Source organism: Pseudoalteromonas sp. SD03 (assembly GCF_040937955.1).
Lineage (GTDB): Bacteria > Pseudomonadota > Gammaproteobacteria > Enterobacterales > Alteromonadaceae > Pseudoalteromonas > Pseudoalteromonas tetraodonis.
On the sequence record NZ_CP162515.1, the window covers coordinates 285,070 to 303,241 of the forward strand.

Here is an 18,172-nt window from a genome sequence, read left to right on the forward strand (position 1 = left end):
TTAGGTTTAACGCATTAGTGTATGTGCTTGCATTCGTAGCTTTCTATTTGTAATACGCTGTTGCGCACATTAAATTTATCTGCAAGCAGTTTAATTACCTTTAAGCGGCACTCTTCATCATGTTTTTCTATAGTACAGTGTTGTTTTAGCACAACATGAGCACCAACAATAACCTTTTTGTTTTTACGAACAACAGTGACATTGTGCACATTTGCAACATGTTCCATGGTGGTTATTTCTGTTTCAATATCGGCCACTTTAGGTAACTTAGCTTTATTTGAACGCAACCCCTTGAGACAGCTAATAATGACCTTAATACCGGTAAACAAGACAAAAGACGCAATTAACATGCTCGATAAAATATCAATTACATTCCAGCCTGTTATGTATATAAGTACACCAGCAGCAAAAGTAGAAACCGTTGATATTAAATCAAAAAACGAGTGTAAAAACACGGCATACACATTAATGCTCGCCTTACGGCCTTTATAAAGCACCCATGCCGCTGCGCCATGAAATAAAAAACCAATAGCAGCAATTACCGACATCAAGTAACTATTAATAACCAGCTCATGTCCCCCTTTATGATGCATAAAGCGCTCAGTGCCCTCATATAAAATAAGTGAACTAATGGCTAGGTATAAAACGCCGTTGATCAACCCCCCTATTAGCTCTGCTTTTTGATGGCCATCGTTATAGGTTTTAGCTAAATGAATAGCAAAGCTAGACGCAATGAGAGCAATGAACAAAGAGCTATTATGAACAAACAAATGCCCTGCATCAGCAAGTACTGCAAGTGAGTTTGCGTAATACGCACCCACTAATTGAATCACCATAAATGAGCAGGTAATTGCAAGTGCAATTAACAAACGGCGACGAGAAGCATGATGTGTGGTTATTTCTGTCATGAAATATAATAGACCTTCACTAAAAATAAAGTAAGCTTATGAAATAAAGCAAATTGGGAAATACGTAATGATATACAGTCACAATTGTAATACGTAGGCCAAATAAACGCACTAAAAACTTAGTAAAACACAAAAAACTGTACTAAAAATAACTAAGCAGATACAAAAATAATAATTAATTCATAAATATGGTCAGTTATCATATTTTAATGCGGAGAAACCCGTGAGCCATGACTCAAACAATACAATTTGGCAGGTTTTTAATCTAATTAATTTGGCGGTGATTGTTTATGACAATAAAACACATAATTACATCTTAAACCAACATGCCAAAACGTTACTTAACATAAATAGTGACGACGCGCTTAGCAGCGATGTTTTTAACAGTATTACGCTTCGCGACTTTAATGATGATACGGTTGTTACCGTTGAGCAATTATTCACATCTACTATAACAGCTGTTTTATTAGAGTGTGAATTCACGCCTCAGCTTTTAAATGTGAACCACTCAATCATTGATGACTCTGTTTCTATGATCACTTTAGAGCAAGACCATAGTCATGCAGAGCAATATAATTTTGACCATATTATTTCAAAAATATCCACCAAACTAATTGATATTCAAAATGACAATATTGATCAACAAATTAACTTTGCACTCAAAGCCATAGGCACCGTTTGTAAAGCAGATAGAAGCTACTTATTTGAATTTAATACCGATAGTGAAACTTTAACCAATACGCATGAATGGGTGAACACCGGCATAACTGCCTACAAAGATAGGTTGCAAAACGTCCCTAAAGCCGAACTACCCTACTTTTTTGATGTAATGAACTTAACACACCTATTTAAAGTTAATGATGTTGCTCAGTTACCACCGGAAGCGAATTCAGAAAAAGCAGAGTTTGAAGCGCAGAGTATTCAGTCTGTCTTATGTGTTGGCCTGCGCTTTGACAAGGAGCTTGTTGGTTTTATTGGCTGTGACTGTGTTAACACAAAACGCCAATGGAGCAAAATAGATTTAATAAGAATCAAGCTCGTAGGCGAAATTATTAATAACGCACTCAAAAACATAAACTATAAAAAAAAGCTGCAGTTAGCCCAAAAACAATTAATTAACGCTAATACAAAATTAAATAAGTTAGCAAACACCGATGCACTTACTGATATTGCCAACCGCCGATTTTTTGATACTTCCCTAAAGAGCGAAATTAAACGCTCTGCAAGACAACACCAACCAATTAGTTTAATTATGTGTGATATCGACTTTTTTAAGCGCTATAACGACAATTATGGCCACCACAAAGGCGATGAAACGTTAAAACACGTTGCTCGTGCATTAAAAAATTTATGTAAACGTGAGGGTGACATAGCAGCTCGCTATGGCGGTGAAGAATTCGCAATCATTTTACCTGCTACGAATATAGAGCAATGCCATAAATTTGCTTTATTGATTGAGCAAAAAATAAAAGCACTTAATATTACGCATGAGTTCTCTCCTATTGCCCCTTACATAACACTTAGCTTTGGTTGCTTTTGTAGTTATCCAAATGCAGATACACACACAGAAACCCTAATAAAAAGCGCTGACATCGCTTTATATAAAGCAAAGAAAGCTGGCAGAAATCAAATATGTATTTTTGAATAATAAACAATCATAAATTACTCTTTTCACAATGAAAGTCATATCATTATATTAATAACCACTTTGTGCTATTTAAATGAACAATAAATTGCCCATTTAAATTTATAAATTAAAAACACTTTCTTAGCTTAAGTCATCAGCACTTGGGATAACCACGCCATATAAGTCATTAATGGTTGCTAAGGCACTTTTATGTAGATCAGATGCCAACACATCACTCACTGAAGTTTGTAATGACCTTGTAGCGCACGCGTCAGCGACTACCGTTGCGTGGTTACCTCTTAAAAATGCACCTTGCGCTGTAAATGTCACACACATGTGGGTCATAAACCCAACAATGATCAATTTATTATTACCAATTACATCTACTTCTTCGCCTAAGTCTGTTCCTACAAAACTATCGGGAGCTGTTTTAACGATAACTTTTTCATCCGCAATTGGCGCGACACTTGAGTGTATTTGGCCTATTTCGGCATTAATATCGTAAGGCGAGCCTTCACCACCATCATGCATAATATGAATAATTTTAGAACCAGCAGCACGTGCATCAGCCAGTAAAATTGCCGCATTATTAAGAGCATCTTGCCACCCTTCTAACTCCATAATACCTTGTGTATAAGTATTTTGATAATCAACAAATATAAGTGTGGCGTTTGTAAGTGAAGCGGGTGTTGAGTCAAGCCCATTAAGTTCACGAAGCGTCGTCGTCATAATTTATCCTTTAATACCGAGTTAAATTTAAGTTTATAAGCTATCACGGCTGTGACAGCCGTGTTGCTGCGTTTGCACCGTGACAGCTTATACTTTATAGTCGGTTGCAAATAGTGTCCTAAAGGACGATAGTCGATGATATTAGGCCAAAATGACATTACTCTGTGAACATACCGTTGCGATTGTTGCTTATAACAATATCAGTTTATTTCACCTATCTATTCCGTGTAGTATTTTTGGTGAAGACTTAGACCGCGTGGGCGCTCGTCCATATAAAGTTACAGTATGTACAGAAACTGTAGGTCTGGTGCCAACACTTTCTGGCTTTCCCATAGAAATAAAACAAGACCTGTCAATACTTGAAACTGCTGATACTGTCATAGTACCCGCGTGGTGCGATCCTGATATACCCGCCTCAACAGCTTTACTTAATGCACTTCGCCGTTCACATGCTCGTGGAGCAAGAATGGTAGGTTTATGTTTAGGCGCTTTTGTGCTTGCTGAAGCAGGTATATTGGATGGCAAAACAGCATCAACCCACTGGGTATGGGCTAACGACTTCGCAAAAAAATACCCAAAAGTAAACTTTGATAACGATGTACTGTACATTGATGAAGGAAATGTTTTTACCTCAGCAGGCGCCGCTGCCGCAATTGATTGTTGCCTACATTTATTACGTCGTGATCACGGCGCAGATATTGCCAACAGCGTGGCCAGACGCATGGTTGTGGCGCCTCACCGCAGTGGAGGACAAGTACAGTATATAGAAAAACCCATTCCTCGACACATCGATAGTAACCGTTTAGAGCCGGCTATCACTTGGGCACTAAAAAATTTAACTAAACCTTTAACAATCGATGAACTCGCCAGTAAAGCAAGTATGAGTCGCCGTAATTTTTCTCGACTTTTTAAAAAAGCAATGGGCACTACATTTACACAATGGCTGCTGAGTCAACGTCTAACCATCGCGCAGCAGCTATTAGAAACAAGTAACCACAATATAGATAGAATTGCTAATCAATCTGGGTTTTCATCGAGTGTTAACTTTCGACAGCAGTTTTTAGCCGCTTTCTCTATTTCACCTTCCGCTTACAGAAAGCAATTTAAAAGTAGCGAGCCGCAATAAAAAGTTACTCGCACATACGCAAATCACTTGTTAGCATGAGGTATTATCAAAGGATGGAAATGAGCATGACGAACAATAATCATACGTTAGTCGTTGAAGGTGGTGCAATGCGCGGTATTTTTGCTGCAGGTGTGCTTGATGAGTTTTTAGAGCAAGGATATCAACCCTTTAATCGGTATTTTGGAGTATCAGCTGGTGCTACAAATGTGGCAGCCTATTTATGTAAGCAGCCAACACGCAACTACAAAGTGATCACCGATTACTCCTGCAGGCCAGAATTTATTAATCTCGCACGTTTTATCAAAGGCGGCCATCTATTTGATTTAGATTGGCTGTGGCAAGAAACAGTTCGTGAAATCCCCTTGAATACCGACGAATTCTCACAATCTCGTTACGATTTTTATATTGTTGCAACAGCAATAGATTCAGGTAAAGCTCACTATTTGCAAGCAACGGGCAATGAAATGGTTGAGCAATTAAAAGCCTCTTGCGCCATCCCAATCGCTTATCGGGATTACCCAACAATAAACGGGATCGCAATGACCGATGGTGGCGTTGCCGATTCTATTCCGGTAAAAAAAGCCTATGAAATGGGTGCATCAGAAATAACAGTTATCCTTTCCCAACCTTTAGGCTATCGTAAAAAAGACAACAAAGTACCGTGGTTAACTAAACAACTCTATAAACAGAGCCCTGCGCTTGCAGAGGCCGCCATACAGCGTTCTAAAAATTATAATGACAGTATTGATTTTTTGCACAATGCTCCGTCAGATTGCAAAATAAATATTATTGCACCACCAACAGGGTTTAAAGTCGGCCGCACCACTAAAAATCTAGCTATACTCAATTCAGGCTATCAAATGGGCATAAGTGAAGCTAAAACTTACCTAGGTAGCCCTAGGTTGCGTGAGAAATGAACATAAGCTATAAAATCAACCTATAAGAAGTATACAGTGATATAACCTTTGAATTTACAGCTTACTCCAGCTATTAATTTTTAAACCAACGGGGTAATGTAATAAAGAACGATGTGTTCGTCGTCCTATTGCAAAAAAACAGATTAAATTTAGGCGTGTTTTTTGCATTAAATTTTGTGTACACACCAAATAAATTAAGGGTTTTTGTGAATTTTCTTCGATGCTTTCATAATATAGTCTCAGATCAGCAGCTAAGCTTTGATCAAAAAATTGCAGACTTACTTGCTTTTGGGCTCGATGTTTTTCAACTCGACTTAGCTATTATCAGCCGCGTAAAAAATGATTCTTATATTGTTTTACATGCCATCACCCCTGACAATTCTCTTGCAATTGGTACAGAGTTTGAATTAAACGGCACCTATTGCACGCATACCTTGTCGGCCAACTCTGCACTCGCATTTCATAATGCGTCGCAAAGTAGTATTGCAAATCATCCATGCTATATTAATTTCCAATTAGAAGCGTACATTGGTGCGCCTATACGAATAGGTAAAGACGTATTTGGAACTGTTAACTTTTCATCAGCTCAAGAATGCGCCCCTTTTAGCGATGAAGCTTATGATTATATTGAATTATTGGCTCAGTGGTTGGGCTCAGAATTTGCGCGCAATCAGGATAAAGTTAATCTCACTAAAAATAGTGACACCTTATTGAAACTTGAAAGCGTTGCAAATATAGGCACATGGGAAGTCGACCTAATAGACAATAGCATTTTTTGGAGCCAGCAAACTCGACGTATTCATCAAGCCGAAGAAGGCTATACTCCAAACATGGAAACAGCCATTGAATTTTATAAAGCGGGTAAAAGTCGAGATAGCATTAATAAAGCGGTAGAAAATGCGGTATCTAAGGGTGAAAAATGGCATTTAGAGCTGGAAATAGTTACCGCAAAGCAGCAAAATATTTGGGTGTCGACTTTTGGAGAGGCCGAGTTTAACAACGGCAAATGTGTGCGATTATTTGGTACTTTTCAAGATATAACTGAAGCCGTTAAGTTACGCGAAGAGTTAAAACAAAAAAAAGCACTTGCAGAACAACTCCTCCAAGACCGTAGTATGCTGTTTGCCAAAATTAGTCATGAGCTTAGAACCCCGCTTAATGGAATTACGGGAATGTTAGCGACTCTCATTGATGAACACGATTATGACAAGCGGGCAGAAAAAATTAAAGTCGCCCTTCGAAGTGCTGACATTTTATTAAGTATTATTAATGAAGTACTCGATTTTTCAAAAATAAATCATGGTGAGTTAAAACTGGAGCCCCACCACTCTCTACTTAAAACGGTATTTACCGATTTGGTTTCTTTATATTCGGTATTGTTTAGTAATAAAAACATTGAACTGCTAGCCACTAATCTCATTTCTAATGATGTTTGGGTATACTGCGACACCTCTCGATTAAGCCAAATTGTCTCTAATTTACTAAGTAACGCGTTAAAATTTACAGAGCATGGATCTGTTTCTCTCTATTCGCAATTAGCATTAGACACAAAACACCCTTTACTTACCATTAAAATAACCGACACGGGTCGCGGCATGAGTAAAGCGTATTTAAACTCATTATTTAAGCCTTTTACCCAAGAGGTTGATGCTAACAACAATAAAGGCGGCACCGGATTAGGTTTAGCAATTGTTAAAGAACTCGTTGGTTTTATGAATGGCAAAATTGAAGTAACGAGTGAGGTTAATGTGGGTACGTGTTTTACCTTAACTATCCCGATTGAACTTGGCAAACAACAAATACAGACACCGAGTCTTAAATTGATTAATAATCATGGTGCCAAATTATCAGTACTGGTGGTTGATGATAACGAAATAAACCGCCTTGTATTAGAAGCTGCGCTGGATAAGTTTAATATAAAATCAGACTTTGCCATAGACGGCCAAGACGCAATTTTAAAGTGCAAACAAAAGCATTACGATCTTATTTTTATGGATTGTATTATGCCAATACTTGATGGTTTTGAGGCTACCAAACAATTAAGATCTAATAACATATGTAGCCCCAAAAGCACATATATCGTCGCTCTGACGGCTAATGCTTCTTCCCAAGATAAACTAAGCTGTAAACAAGCGGGCATGGATATATTTATAGCCAAACCATTTAAGCTTCCAGCAATAGAAGAAGCAATTACAAATACATTAAAAAGGCTGAGCGTAGCCACATTATAATAACGAGTGTCGCTCAGATTAAATTGCACTAGAAAACAAAGGATCATTATGACAAATAAAATTATTGGTATTGTACTTATTGTTATTGGTATCGCACTGGCAATATGGGGCTATGACGTTTATGACTCAGCAGCCTCTCAGGTTACCCGCGCATTAAACGGCGAAACACCTATGGAAGCCTGGCTTGGCTTTATTGGTGGCGCAGTCTGTATTTTAGTGGGTATTACCCGACTTAAATAGCGCTCAAAAAAGCCGCCTTTGGAGAGGGCGGCTTGGGTGAACAAACAGCTATGGGTGAGAGCTGTTATATCAAGAGACTTTAAGCTAAAACACTATTAAGCAGCGCTTTGCTCTGCATCGGGCGTTTGACGAATTAAATAGTCAAACGCACCTAGGCTTGCTGTTGCGCCCGCCCCCATCGCAATAATAATTTGCTTAAATGGCGTAGTGGTTGCATCACCTGCAGCATAAACGCCTTGTAACGATGTTGCGCCTTTGGCATCAATGAGTATTTCACCAAATTGGCTCAGTTCAAGGTCGCTGTCTTTCAACCATTCGGTATTAGGTATTAAACCAATTTGTACAAATATACCGGCTAAGTTCAACTGTTTACTCTCGCCGCTAAGGCGGTCGGTATAACTTAACCCCGTTACTTTTTTGCCATCACCAAGTACTTCCGTGGTTTGGGCGTTTTTAATAATAGTGATGTTTTTTAAGCTATTAGCTTTACGAATAAGTACCTCATCGGCGCGTAACGTATCAGCAAATTCAAGTACAGTAACGTGTTCAACTATATTGGCTAAATCAATTGCCGCCTCAATACCTGAATTACCACCACCAATAACCGCAACCGGTTTACCTTTAAATAGAGGCCCATCACAGTGCGGGCAGTATGCAACGCCATGGCCTTTATATTGTTGCTCACCGGGTACATTCATTTCGCGCCAGCGTGCACCGGTTGCTAGCACGAGTGATTTTGCTTTTAATACAGCGCCATTTTCTAGCGTAATATCATACCCATTACTGCCTTTTTGCAGGTTTGCCGCGCGTTGGTTGTGCATAACATCAACATCGTATTCTTTAACGTGTTCTTCCAACTGAGCCACCATTTTCGGCCCTTGCGTTGCTTTTATTGAAATAAAGTTTTCAATCGCTAATGTATCAGCAACTTGACCGCCAAATCGCTCTGCTACAACCCCAGTATTGAGCCCTTTACGTGCTGAATAAATAGCTGCCGAAGCACCAGCTGGCCCACCACCGACGACAAGTACATCAAACACCGACTTTTCATTGAGTGATGCTGCTTGGCGCTGTGCACCTTTGCTATCCACTTTATTTAAAATATCAGTGAGGCTCATGGCCCCTTGGCTAAAGGGTTCACCATTTAAATATACAGCGGGTACAGCCAGTATGTTTCTTTGCTCAACTTCATCTTGAAATAATGCCCCATCAATCATGGTGGCTTTAATATTACTATTTGTTGCTGCCATAGTATTAAGTGCCTGCACAACTTGCGGGCAGGTTTGGCAACTCAAGCTAATATACACTTCAAAATTAAGTGTTTGTTCAAGTGTTTGTATTTGTTCAATGTCATCTTTACTTGCTTTACTAGGGTGACCACCCGTATGTAATAGCGCTAACACTAAACTAGTAAATTCGTGTCCCATAGGTACACCTGCAAAGGTAATATGGGTGTTTTTTTCTGGTGAATGCACCACCATAGAAGGCCTGCGGGCGCTAGTATCGGGATTATTTATTACACTAAACTTATCGCTTAGTGACGCTAAATCGTTTGCTAGACTTTCTACTTCTGTTGATTTTTTGCTGTCGTCCAAGGCGATAAGCAGCTCAACAGGCTGAGTCAGCGATTCAAAATGGCTTTTTAGTTGGTTCTTTATGTTGTTGTCTAACATGGCTTAGCCCCTTAAGGAAAATTAAAACAGCAAGGTTCCCATGCCATCAGTGCATGTGCGAAATTTTAGAAACGTGTGATGGCGTGGGAGAGTGCCCAGTGAACCTATACAGGCTCACTGGTATTAGAGTCATGTTCTACTCTAAATTTAGATAGTGGTAAGGTTTAAATCTTACCAACTAGGTCTAGTGAAGGTGCTAATGTGTCTTCACCTGGCTGCCAAGATGCAGGACAAACTTCGCCATCATGTGTTGCAATGTATTGCGCTGCTTGTACTTTACGAACTAACTCTTTAGCACTACGACCAATGCCTAAATCATGTGTTTCAACAACTTTAATTTCGCCTTCAGGGTTCATTACAAATGTACCGCGAAGTGCTAAACCGTCATCTTCAATCATTACACCAAAGTTGCGTGTAATGCGCCCTGTTGGGTCACCAATCATTGGGTAAGTAATTTTACCGATTGTGTCTGACGTGTCATGCCATGCTTTGTGCGTAAAGTGTGTATCAGTTGATACTGAATAAACTTCAACGCCCATTTCTTGTAACTGTGCGTAATGATCTGCAAGGTCACCTAATTCAGTTGGGCATACAAATGTGAAATCTGCAGGGTAAAAGAAAAAGATAGACCACTTACCTAATACGTCTTTTTCAGTGAGTTCTACAAAGTCACCATTGTGGTAAGCTGTTGCATTGAAAGGTTGTAATTTTGTGTTAATCAATGAAGTGCTCATAGTATTCCTCATTTATGTTTAGTGTATTTATAAAAAGTTAACGCTGTATGCGTTGGCTTGATTAATACAATAAGGCCATTGAGAAATTAAATAAAATTGATTGTTTAGATTAAAACAATCGATTTTTAAGATTACAAATCCAAGGAGTGATCTACTGCTTACTTTTAAGCGTTAAAGCAGTTACAACTCAACTACCACTCATAGTCAGTTGCGCTATATAGATTTTAATAAGATTACACTGCACATCCTTGCTACAATAACGTGGTTTACATTACACAACCTTCAAAGGCATTTCATTTATGGAAAAATTCGTCAATCACATTCAACTTGGCTATTTGGGCTTATTGCCATTTTTAGGCTGTGTGGGCTGGCCACTCATGGTTGGCAGTAACAGTGTAAATTTAGAATTTTTTAGTTTTTACAGCATTGCTATTTTAGCGTTTATGGCGGGTAATTTATGGCATGCAGGCCAGCAGAGCTTTGCTGATGCGATTAAAGCAGTGCTACCGATCATTCCTATTCCGTTTTTATCATTCTTACCGATTGAGTGGATGCTTGCTTGGTTAGGCGCGAGTTTTTGGTTAGTACTGATTTTTGAAAAGGCCACAATACAGTGGCAGGGTTATCATAAAGATTATCAAAAAATGCGTTTTGTGCTCACATCAGTGGTATTTGTGTGTCATATCTTAATTATTGGTATGAGTATTTACCCTAAATAACACGCCATGGCTTAACCATTGGTCTGTAATAGGGTAACATCCGCGCACTGTATTGAGAGGACACACCATGATAGACCAATTACGCCAACAGCTTACTGACCTTGGTGAGAATTTTGTAGAAAAAAACGCGGCTTTTAAAATTAAAGTTATCCCGTTTTTTTGCGCTATTAGCATAAAAAAAGATCATAAAAGTGAGGGGCGTCTTTCTTTTTATTCAAATCAGCTCATTGAAATATTTATGGTGGTGTTGTTTGTTTTATTTGGCTTAGCCATTTACGACCCTCAAGCCGGTTTTACTCATGGCCCTATTCATATTGTGTTTGCTATTTTGATTACCTTTAACTTAATTCTTAAACAAGTTGCCATTGAAGGGTTAAAAACGCGTTTAGCTATGTATAGGTTGCATCAACAGCTGATTAATACACCGCATCCTGACACATCGCCTGTTACTAATAAAAACATATAATTTAATATGTATTTAAACCCAAATTGGAACATACTCACGGTAGGTGATGGCGACTTATCGTTTTCAAACGCGCTTTACAACCACATTAAACCGCAAAAGTTAGTTGCCTCAACCTATGATGCAGCTGCAACTCTTACAGAAAAATACCCCGATAACGCGCTTGCCTCACTTAAAGCACATAAAATTGATGTGCTTAATGAATTTGATGTCACCAACACACAATGTTGGCAACAACTAGCCGAGCACCTAAACAGCTTTGATGTAGTGATTTTTCAATTTCCACTTATTCCTGCGTTTATTGGTCGCGACGCATTTGAGAAAAATACACGTAACAACAGCATGAACGTGCTTAACCGTGCGTTACTGCATCAATTTATAAAATATGCCAATGAGTTTGCCTTGAACCCACAAGGCCCTGGGTTATGCTATATAACCTCAAAAGATGTTAAACCGTATCGTGAGTGGAATATTGAGGGGAGTTTAAATACCCATTTAAACGCGGCATACCAAGGACAAATGCCATTCGATATCAGTCGCTTTGATGGCTATAAAATTCGCAATGTCGACCGTGACAAACACGTCAAAGACACCAGCGGTATTACTTATGTATTTAGTGAAAATACACTACCCGAACTAAGTGATATGTTAACAACCCCTAATTATCTAACTGATGATTATTGTCCGCTTTGTCGTGTGGGGCCGTTTTTAGCGGATGAAGATAAAAACAAACATTTTTCCGCTAAAAAGCACCAGCAAATGCTCAAACTAGAGCAAGACTGGCAGCAATGGTTAACAGCGTTTTATAAGTCAAGTTAGTCACAAAGTGCAGCTTGCTTTATTAAGTCAGCTGCTTTTTCTGCAATTGCTATTACCCCAGCATTGGTATTTCCGGTAATAATACTGGGCATAATAGAGGCGTCTACCACCCGTAAATTTTGCACACCGTGAACACGTAATTCGCTATCAACCACAGCCATATCGTCTTGGCCCATTTTGCAGGTTCCTACGGGGTGATATTCTGTATCGGCTGTTTGCCTAATAAACTCAATAAGCTGCGCATCATCATTAATATCAAGCGGATACACCATATCTGCACGAATAGTATCAAACGCTTTGCTTTGCATTATGCTCAATGTTTTTTTAAGCCCAAGTAGCATAACCTGTAAATCATCGGGGTGGCTTAAATAATTAGGATCAATGAGTGGCGCACTTAAAGGGTTGGCATCCGCTAAACGAATAGTGCCGCGGCTTTTAGGGTGCATTATGCTGCTATGAATACTGTATCCATGGCCATAATGCAGTTTACGGCTGTGATCGTCCACCAGCCCAATAACAAATTCAAGTTGCACATCGGGCACAATAGAATCTGTAAATAAGTTTACAAACGCATGCGACTCGGCAAAGTTACTGGTTAGCTTTCCTTCGCGTTTGGCAAACCAATCAACGCATCCTTTTGCAATATTAAACGCACCGCTGGCACTTATTCCAAATGTGCCTTGCGAATATTTTGCTTTGTATAATGGCACAACGGTTAAGTGATCGTGCAAATTACTGCCTACACCTTCTAATGGCGTTACAAGCTCAATGTTATGCTGCTTTAAATGATCTGCAGGCCCCACTCCCGATAACATTAAAAGTTGGGGGGAGTTAATCGCACCGGCACTTAAAATAACTTCTTTATGGGCATTTAGCACATAGCTTTTATTATTAACTGCAACTGTTACACCAGTTGCAGCTCTCCCGCAAAAATTAATTTTATTTACCTGCGCATCAGTGAGCACGGTTAAGTTTTTACGAGCTAAATTAGGTGTTAAGTACGCTTTTGCCGCACTGCAACGCTCCCCTTTATGTTGAGTGACCTGCGATAACCGCGCACCTAGCTGTTGCTGCGCATTAATATCGTCATTAAGGGCTACGCCTTGCTCTTGGCATGCTTTTAAAAACAGCTGATTAACTGGGCTTGGTAAACTTAGCTCTTGCACATGTAAGGGGCCATTTACACCATGATATGGGCTGTTGATAAAGGTTTTGTTGTTTTCAGCTTTGATAAAATAAGGCAGCAAACTGGTATAATCCCAGCCGGTATTTCCCATAGCGGCCCAGTTGTCGTAGTCTTTTTTATTCCCCCTAATGTACACCATGGCATTGATTGAACTTGAACCACCAAGCACTTTACCTCTGGGCATAAATCCACAGCGGTTATTAAGCTCTTTTTGTGGCACCGTGTTGTAATGCCAGCTATTAATGCCATAAGGTACACTAGCTGCAACTCCCGCAGGCATTTGCACCATGGCACTTTGGTCACGGCCGCCAGCTTCAATTAAACACACACTCACATTTTTATTTTCAGATAATCGCGAGGCAACAACACAGCCGGCACTGCCTGCGCCAATCACAATGTAATCAAATGAGGTGGTATGCATAAAATATCTCCCATTAAAAAAACTACTTTGCATGGATTATCTACTAAAAACTTGATATTTTTAGACACCTCTCCACTAATGTAATTGTTATGAGCAGCCTAATTAAAGCCACTTCTTTACAGGGAATTGATACATTAATTACCGAACTAGGTGGTGATACAGCATGCATCATGCGCCATTGCGCCATTGAGGTAACGTTAAACTCCCTTGAAACCCAAAGCTTAACATATCGCCATTATGCCGAACTTTTAGAATACTGCGCTCATAGCTTAAACTGCCCAAGTTTTGGTCTTAAACTCGCTAGCAAACAAAGTTTTGATATTTTAGGGCATATCGCTATCGCCGCTAAAAGTGGAACTGATTTAGGTGAAGCGCTTACATGGGTAATTAAATACCTGCACTTACATACACCCGCACTTAATTTAACCACGCATACACTTGAAGATGACCAAAATATATTTTTATCATTCGAAATAAAACTCAAGCCTTTACCTGTTATAAATCAAGTTATTGAATTAACAATTGCACTGGCGCTCGCTACCTTAAAAAAAGTGAGCCAAAATCAATGTAAACCCATTAAGGTATTTTTACCGCAAAAGCTTGATGCAAATCTGCGCGCTTACCATCAGCACTTTGGCTGTAACGTTATTGAACACAGAAATAGCGCCGGTATTTTAATCGCCAAAAACGATTTATTATTGCCACTTAATGTTTCTGATCAACACAAAGTACAAGCCGCATTAAACTTTTTAGCCGCTAATAATGCGCATACTCAGTCGTTACCTTCGCAAGTAAGTGCACTTATTCGACCCATGCTGCCCCTTTTTCAATGCTCAAATCAAACGATAGCAACGGCACTTAATCTGCATCCTCGCACCTTGCATCGTGAACTTAAAAAACATAACACCAGCTTTGTAAAACTAAAAGATGCCACTCGCCGCGTATTATGTGAACACTATTTAATGCAAAACCAATTTTCTATTTCACATATTTCCGAGCTGTTAGGTTATCAAGAACAAGCCACATTAAGTGCCAGTGTAAAACGCTGGTTTAACTGCTCTGCCCGCGCATTTAGAGCAAAATATTGTTAAACTGCAAAGCTGTGTAAAATACATAAAAAGGCTAAACATGAATTTTGTAATTGTAGGTACCAATTTTATTAGCGACACCCTACTTGATGCGGCAAGTACTCTGAGTAATTTTAATTTATACGGTGTGTGTTCTCGGGCAGAAAGTAGCGCTGAGCGATTTTTAGCTAATCACCCCACTCATTCTCAAGCAAAAATATTTACCTCCATTGACGCTGTTTGCCAAGACGAGCTTGTAGAGGCAGTATATATTGCCGCACCAAATAGCCTGCATAAAGACTATGCTGTGCAATGTTTAGCTGCGGGCAAACACGTACTTGGCGAAAAACCCTCAGCAGCAAATAGTCATGAGCTTACTGCTATTTTAACGGCTGCTCAAAAACATCAACGTTTGTACATGGAAGCGATGATGACAACGCATTTACCTAACTTTGCTGTTTTAAAAAACGCATTAAAAAGAATCGGTACACCGCGTAAATTTATTGGCCAATTTAGCCAATATTCGTCTCGTTACGATAAGCTCAAAAACGGCGAGCGCCCTAATACCTTTTTGCCTGAATTTGCAAATGGCGCATTAGTAGACTTGGGTATTTACCCACTTTATTTACTTATAGCACTGTGGGGCGCACCAAACAGTGTGCACGCCAGTGGCGTATTACTAGAAACCGGTGTTGATGGTGCCGGCGATGTACTTTTAAATTATGCAGATAAACAAGCGGTAATTAGTTATTCAAAAATATCGCAAGGCGAGAACATAACCGAAATACAAGGTGAGTTAGGCCGTATTCGTATTGAAGCTGTATCGCAACTTAAAAAAGTGGAATTCATCGCTAATAATGGTCAAAAAGAAACAATAAGTGCAGATTTTGATGAGCATTTTATGAAGTATGAAGTGGCGCACTTTATTGAGATGATTGAGCAAAATGCATTAGAGTCACATATTAACAACCACCAGCTTTCACGCGATGTGATGACGGTACTCGATACCGCCCGCGCACAATTGGGCGTTATATACCCTGCCGATAGTAAAGCTGAGCTATAAATTTTTACTCAATCAGTCAGCCCTCATTACCCGCCACCTCAATCTTAAAAAAGAGTAACGCTTATTTTTCATTCAGCCCAGTGATAGCCTCTCATCACTGGGGACTCCATGTAAAACGTTAATTTACATTTACCTGCGTAGGTAAAAGCAGGTAATATGCGCCGCAATTAAATGGCAATATTTAAGGACGACCATGCAAAAATCAACCAAAGAGCTATTACTGGCTATTTTATGCATATTGCTTGCAATGATCACTATTCAGTCTGGGGCTTCACTGGCTAAGCAGCTTTTCCCTATTGTTGGCCCTGAGGGCACAACGGCCTTACGTTTAGGTTTTTCTGCCGCTATTCTTTGTTTGATTTTTAAACCTTGGAGACACTTTCCGGTTGCAAGCCAGCGTTTACCCATCTTAATTTATGGTTTGAGCCTAGGCGGCATGAACATTCTATTTTATTACGCCATTGAACGTATTCCACTGGGTATTGGTGTTGCGCTTGAATTTACCGGGCCACTTGCCGTTGCGTTATTTTCATCAAGACGAAAGCGTGATTTATTTTGGGTTGCTTGCGCAATAACCGGAATATTATTACTGTTACCCGATATGAAAGGCCAAGAAAGTTTAGATCCAATTGGCGTGATTTTAGCTCTAGCAGCGGGTGCGTGTTGGGCAGGTTATATTTTATTCGGTAAAAAAACCGGCAGCCAAAGCTCTGGTGGCGCAACGGTAGCGATGGGCATGACCATTTCAGCTATTGTGCTTGTACCTTATGGTGGCATATCACAAAGTGCCGCATTTACTTGGGATATTATTCCGTTAGGTATTGCCATTGCGGTACTCTCTAGTGCCCTACCTTACACTTTAGAAATGATCACATTGCGGAATATGTCGCCGCAAGGGTTTAGCATTATGATGAGCCTTGAACCCGCTATTGCAGCACTCGCTGGCTTAGTTATTTTAGGTGAACTACTTAGCATTTGGCAGTGGCTTGCTATTTTATTAGTTATTATTGCCTCGGTTGGCAGCTCAACGTCGAACAGTAAAAAGCAGCCCGCTGCTTAATATTTAATTAAATATTAAGCTACCGAGACACACAAAACCCACGCTATTTGCTTGGGTTTTGTAGTTAAGTCATTCACTATTTTATAGGGGATGGCTTGCCATGTGGGCTTGAGCGCAAATATTGCTTTGGTGCCTGCACTTGCGCGCCCAACTCGGCCGCAGCATGCCAAGGCCAATGTGGGTTATATAAAATACCCCGCGCTAAAGCGACACCATCAGCACGTTCATCACTAATAATACTTTCAGCTTGCTGTGCCTCGGTAATTAAACCCACCGCTATCACTGGCATATTCACAACCTGTTTAATGGCGGTTGCAAACGGCACCTGAAAATTCTTAGCAACAGGTATATCTTGCTCAGGGCTTAAACCCGCAGTGCTTACATGAATAAATTCACACCCTAACGCGTCAAGCGCTTTTGCCAGTTCAATTGATTGCGGTAAATCCCAACCACCATCTACCCAATCGGTTGCTGAAATACGTACACCCACCGCTTTATTGCTTGGAAATGCCGTTCTTACAGCTTTAAATACGTCGAGTAATAATCGCATTCTATTTTCTAGGCTACCACCGTATTGATCATCACGTTTGTTTGCCAGCGGCGATAAAAACTGGTGTAGCAAATAACCGTGCGCGCCATGTATTTCAATTAAATCAAGGCCTAACTCGTCAGCGCGCTTTGCCGCATTAACAAAGTCACTTATGAGCGAATCTATATCATCTTGGTTCATCGCTTTGGGAGTGGGGCTGTTTTCATCATAGGCAATGGCTGATGGCGCAACCGTTTGCCAACCATTGAGGTGATCGGGCATAAGTACCCCACCGCCATCCCATGGTTTATCGGTTGACGCTTTTCGACCTGCATGGGCTAATTGAATACCAATAGGCATTGGGCTGTATTGTCTTACGGCCGTTAAACTTTTTGCTAATGCAGCTTGGGTAGTATCATCCCATAATCCTAAATCGGCGTAACTAATTCGCCCTTCAGGATTAACGGCCGTCGCTTCTAAAATAAGTAAACCCGCTCCACTTAAACTCAATTGCCCTAAATGAATGGTATGCCAGTCACTTGCAGCGCCATTGTTGGCCGAGTACTGGCACATGGGTGCAATAATAATTCTATTCTCTAGGCTTAATTTACCAAGTGACAATGGTGAAAACAGCTTTGACATTATAAATCCTCATATAAC

At 39.9% G+C, this 18,172-nt stretch carries 17 protein-coding genes; 11 read left to right on the top strand and 6 right to left on the bottom strand.

Annotated elements, in window-relative coordinates; all coding sequences use genetic code 11:
- Positions 1 to 14 precede the first annotated feature (14 nt).
- The gene (locus ABZP26_RS17730; protein ID WP_013463085.1) at positions 15 to 908 is read right to left on the bottom strand and encodes a cation diffusion facilitator family transporter; all 894 of its coding nucleotides are present in this window, start codon (positions 906 to 908) and stop codon (positions 15 to 17) included.
- Positions 909 to 1,131: 223 nt separating this feature from the next.
- Here ABZP26_RS17730 and ABZP26_RS17735 point away from each other — a divergent pair, with 223 nt between their 5' ends.
- Entirely contained in the window at positions 1,132 to 2,556 is a 1,425-nt protein-coding gene (locus tag ABZP26_RS17735; RefSeq protein WP_024601073.1) for a diguanylate cyclase, read from the top strand.
- 120 nt (positions 2,557 to 2,676) lie between these two features.
- Here ABZP26_RS17735 and ABZP26_RS17740 read toward each other — a convergent pair whose 3' ends face one another.
- Positions 2,677 to 3,264 (bottom strand): cysteine hydrolase family protein, encoded by a 588-nt coding sequence (locus ABZP26_RS17740; RefSeq protein ID WP_368485832.1) that lies wholly within the window; start codon positions 3,262 to 3,264, stop codon positions 2,677 to 2,679.
- Positions 3,265 to 3,415: 151 nt separating this feature from the next.
- Here ABZP26_RS17740 and ABZP26_RS17745 point away from each other — a divergent pair, with 151 nt between their 5' ends.
- From ABZP26_RS17745 to ABZP26_RS17760, 4 genes are all read left to right on the top strand, one after another.
- A complete protein-coding gene (locus tag ABZP26_RS17745) occupies positions 3,416 to 4,390 on the top strand; it encodes a GlxA family transcriptional regulator (protein ID WP_368485833.1) in 975 nt (324 codons plus the stop codon).
- Positions 4,391 to 4,449: 59 nt separating this feature from the next.
- Positions 4,450 to 5,307, top strand: a complete 858-nt coding sequence (locus ABZP26_RS17750) for a patatin family protein (protein WP_090493305.1) — start codon at positions 4,450 to 4,452, stop codon at positions 5,305 to 5,307.
- Positions 5,308 to 5,513: 206 nt separating this feature from the next.
- The gene (locus tag ABZP26_RS17755; RefSeq protein WP_368485834.1) at positions 5,514 to 7,538 is read left to right on the top strand and encodes an ATP-binding protein; all 2,025 of its coding nucleotides are present in this window, start codon (positions 5,514 to 5,516) and stop codon (positions 7,536 to 7,538) included.
- Between the two features lie 48 nt (positions 7,539 to 7,586).
- Complete coding sequence (locus tag ABZP26_RS17760) at positions 7,587 to 7,778, top strand: DUF3185 family protein (RefSeq protein ID WP_013463077.1); 192 nt, start codon at positions 7,587 to 7,589, stop codon at positions 7,776 to 7,778.
- A 95-nt stretch (positions 7,779 to 7,873) separates the two neighbouring features.
- On the opposite strand, the gene ahpF is transcribed toward ABZP26_RS17760, so the two are convergent.
- Both ahpF and ahpC read right to left on the bottom strand, forming a co-directional pair.
- Positions 7,874 to 9,451, bottom strand: a complete 1,578-nt coding sequence (gene ahpF, locus ABZP26_RS17765; protein ID WP_028834166.1) for an alkyl hydroperoxide reductase subunit F — start codon at positions 9,449 to 9,451, stop codon at positions 7,874 to 7,876.
- A gap of 164 nt (positions 9,452 to 9,615) precedes the next feature.
- Positions 9,616 to 10,185, bottom strand: a complete 570-nt coding sequence (gene ahpC / locus ABZP26_RS17770; protein WP_008115650.1) for an alkyl hydroperoxide reductase subunit C — start codon at positions 10,183 to 10,185, stop codon at positions 9,616 to 9,618.
- A 299-nt stretch (positions 10,186 to 10,484) separates the two neighbouring features.
- Between ahpC and ABZP26_RS17775 the strand changes: the two genes are divergently transcribed.
- The 3 genes from ABZP26_RS17775 (at position 10,485) to ABZP26_RS17785 (ending at position 12,186) form a co-directional block, all read left to right on the top strand.
- Entirely contained in the window at positions 10,485 to 10,904 is a 420-nt protein-coding gene (locus ABZP26_RS17775) for a DUF3429 domain-containing protein (RefSeq protein WP_368485835.1), read from the top strand.
- A 67-nt stretch (positions 10,905 to 10,971) separates the two neighbouring features.
- On the top strand, positions 10,972 to 11,370 hold the full coding sequence (locus ABZP26_RS17780) for a hypothetical protein (protein WP_028834167.1): 399 nt from the start codon (positions 10,972 to 10,974) through the stop codon (positions 11,368 to 11,370).
- Between the two features lie 6 nt (positions 11,371 to 11,376).
- Positions 11,377 to 12,186 carry a class I SAM-dependent methyltransferase gene (locus ABZP26_RS17785; RefSeq protein WP_028834168.1) on the top strand — a complete coding sequence of 270 codons (810 nt, stop codon included), beginning with the start codon at positions 11,377 to 11,379 and terminating at the stop codon, positions 12,184 to 12,186.
- Here ABZP26_RS17785 and ABZP26_RS17790 read toward each other — a convergent pair.
- The gene (locus ABZP26_RS17790; protein WP_368485836.1) at positions 12,183 to 13,793 is read right to left on the bottom strand and encodes a GMC family oxidoreductase; all 1,611 of its coding nucleotides are present in this window, start codon (positions 13,791 to 13,793) and stop codon (positions 12,183 to 12,185) included. The two genes, ABZP26_RS17785 and ABZP26_RS17790, sit on opposite strands and share 4 nt — an antisense overlap.
- A gap of 89 nt (positions 13,794 to 13,882) precedes the next feature.
- Between ABZP26_RS17790 and ABZP26_RS17795 the strand changes: the two genes are divergently transcribed.
- The 3 genes from ABZP26_RS17795 to ABZP26_RS17805 all read left to right on the top strand — a co-directional run bounded on the left by ABZP26_RS17795 (position 13,883) and on the right by ABZP26_RS17805 (position 16,983).
- Entirely contained in the window at positions 13,883 to 14,884 is a 1,002-nt protein-coding gene (locus tag ABZP26_RS17795; RefSeq protein ID WP_368485837.1) for an AraC family transcriptional regulator ligand-binding domain-containing protein, read from the top strand.
- Positions 14,885 to 14,921: 37 nt separating this feature from the next.
- Entirely contained in the window at positions 14,922 to 15,923 is a 1,002-nt protein-coding gene (locus tag ABZP26_RS17800; protein ID WP_016899601.1) for a Gfo/Idh/MocA family protein, read from the top strand.
- A gap of 193 nt (positions 15,924 to 16,116) precedes the next feature.
- Entirely contained in the window at positions 16,117 to 16,983 is an 867-nt protein-coding gene (locus tag ABZP26_RS17805) for a DMT family transporter (protein ID WP_058155863.1), read from the top strand.
- Positions 16,984 to 17,059: 76 nt separating this feature from the next.
- On the opposite strand, the gene ABZP26_RS17810 is transcribed toward ABZP26_RS17805, so the two are convergent.
- A complete protein-coding gene (locus ABZP26_RS17810; RefSeq protein WP_058155862.1) occupies positions 17,060 to 18,154 on the bottom strand; it encodes an NADH:flavin oxidoreductase/NADH oxidase in 1,095 nt (364 codons plus the stop codon).
- Positions 18,155 to 18,172 lie beyond the last annotated feature (18 nt).

Coding starts and splice junctions, on each gene's coding strand:
- ABZP26_RS17730 (WP_013463085.1), bottom strand. CDS start 908: ATGACAGAAATAACCACACATCATGCTTCTCGTCGCCGTTTGTTAATT.
- ABZP26_RS17740 (WP_368485832.1), bottom strand. CDS start 3,264: ATGACGACGACGCTTCGTGAACTTAATGGGCTTGACTCAACACCCGCT.
- ABZP26_RS17745 (WP_368485833.1), top strand. CDS start 3,416: ATGACATTACTCTGTGAACATACCGTTGCGATTGTTGCTTATAACAAT.
- ABZP26_RS17750 (WP_090493305.1), top strand. CDS start 4,450: ATGAGCATGACGAACAATAATCATACGTTAGTCGTTGAAGGTGGTGCA.
- ABZP26_RS17760 (WP_013463077.1), top strand. CDS start 7,587: ATGACAAATAAAATTATTGGTATTGTACTTATTGTTATTGGTATCGCA.
- ahpF (WP_028834166.1), bottom strand. CDS start 9,451: ATGTTAGACAACAACATAAAGAACCAACTAAAAAGCCATTTTGAATCG.
- ahpC (WP_008115650.1), bottom strand. CDS start 10,185: ATGAGCACTTCATTGATTAACACAAAATTACAACCTTTCAATGCAACA.
- ABZP26_RS17775 (WP_368485835.1), top strand. CDS start 10,485: ATGGAAAAATTCGTCAATCACATTCAACTTGGCTATTTGGGCTTATTG.
- ABZP26_RS17780 (WP_028834167.1), top strand. CDS start 10,972: ATGATAGACCAATTACGCCAACAGCTTACTGACCTTGGTGAGAATTTT.
- ABZP26_RS17785 (WP_028834168.1), top strand. CDS start 11,377: ATGTATTTAAACCCAAATTGGAACATACTCACGGTAGGTGATGGCGAC.
- ABZP26_RS17790 (WP_368485836.1), bottom strand. CDS start 13,793: ATGCATACCACCTCATTTGATTACATTGTGATTGGCGCAGGCAGTGCC.
- ABZP26_RS17795 (WP_368485837.1), top strand. CDS start 13,883: ATGAGCAGCCTAATTAAAGCCACTTCTTTACAGGGAATTGATACATTA.
- ABZP26_RS17800 (WP_016899601.1), top strand. CDS start 14,922: ATGAATTTTGTAATTGTAGGTACCAATTTTATTAGCGACACCCTACTT.
- ABZP26_RS17805 (WP_058155863.1), top strand. CDS start 16,117: ATGCAAAAATCAACCAAAGAGCTATTACTGGCTATTTTATGCATATTG.
- ABZP26_RS17810 (WP_058155862.1), bottom strand. CDS start 18,154: ATGTCAAAGCTGTTTTCACCATTGTCACTTGGTAAATTAAGCCTAGAG.